This window comes from Mucilaginibacter sp. P4_G9 (genome assembly GCF_056400985.1).
The window spans coordinates 1-1,136 of the sequence record NZ_JBFUKF010000796.1 but is presented as its reverse complement, the minus strand read 5'-3'; the positions used below and the strand labels follow the sequence as shown (position 1 = coordinate 1,136).

Genomic DNA, 1,136 nt, shown 5'->3' with positions numbered 1-1,136 from the left:
CTTTAAATGCATCCAAACCACCTATTTTATCAAACTCTTTTTTGATAAAATACTCCACAGCTTTAACATCATGGTTAGTAATCTTCTCAATCTCTTTTATGCTCTCAGCATCCGCCTCGGTGAAATTTCTGTAAATGTCGCGTAACTTTTCTGATAGACTGGCATCAAACTGTTGTAACTGAGGCAATGGATATTTAACCAATGCGATAAAATATTCTATCTCAACAAATACACGGTACTTGATCAGGGCATATTCAGAAAAGTAGTTGGCAAGTTCAGCAGTGGTGTTTCTATAGCGGCCATCAATTGGTGAAATTGCTGAAAGTGGAGTAAGGGTCATATAAAAAATAATTTTTGCAAAGATAGGAATTTAGATGTGCAGATATGCAGATGACAGATATGCAGATTCCAAATGTGCAGATGAGCGATTTTCGATATGCAAATTAATTGGATCAGATGTCCAATTTTCAGACGATTAATGGTTATTGAAAAAAAACAAATTATATGAACTAATCAGCACATCTGGAATTTGAAATCTGCACATCCAAGGGCTTTTGTCTTAAAAATGTAATTTCCGATGGAAACTTTGAAATCAAAAAATGTTTCCTTAGTTTTGACTCAGAAAGTCAATGAGTCAAAAAGAAAGAATAATTGAGGGAGGCGAAGAGCTGTTTTTAAAGGCAGGCATCAAAAGCGTCACTATGGATGATATAGCCAAACATCTGGGTATGTCGAAAAAAACCATATACCAGTTTTTTAAGGATAAAAACGAATTGGTAACAGCACTGGTAAAAAAGAAGCTGAAAGAGGATGAGGAGCAAATGATTGAGTTCATCAATAAATCGTCTAATGTGATAGAAGAGATGATCAACATGACTAAATGCTCGGAGGATATGTTTTCGCGCATCAACCCAATAGTTATCCATGATATGCAAAAGTATCATCCTGATGCCTGGAAAGTATTCCAACAGTTTAAAAATGAGGTTTTGATTAGTACACTGGAAGAATTATTAACAAAAGGTATTAAACAAGGTTACATAAGGCCCGAAATTGACGTAAAGATAGTTGCCCGCATGAGGGTAAACACCGTGGAACTTGGATTCAACACAGCCATTTTCCCGATAGCGGAATTTAAT

1 protein-coding gene and 1 pseudogene are annotated in these 1,136 nt (G+C 35.7%); one reads left to right on the top strand and one right to left on the bottom strand.

The genetic code is table 11. The annotated features are described in order from the left end of the window. Positions 1-340: pseudogene (locus tag AC1DPZ_RS27715) on the bottom strand (adenylosuccinate lyase); the annotation flags it as partial. A 289-nt stretch (positions 341-629) separates the two neighbouring features. Between AC1DPZ_RS27715 and AC1DPZ_RS27710 the strand changes: the two are divergent. After that, the coding region (locus AC1DPZ_RS27710; protein WP_477409591.1) for a TetR/AcrR family transcriptional regulator at positions 630-1,136 on the top strand (507 nt) is incomplete at its 3' end.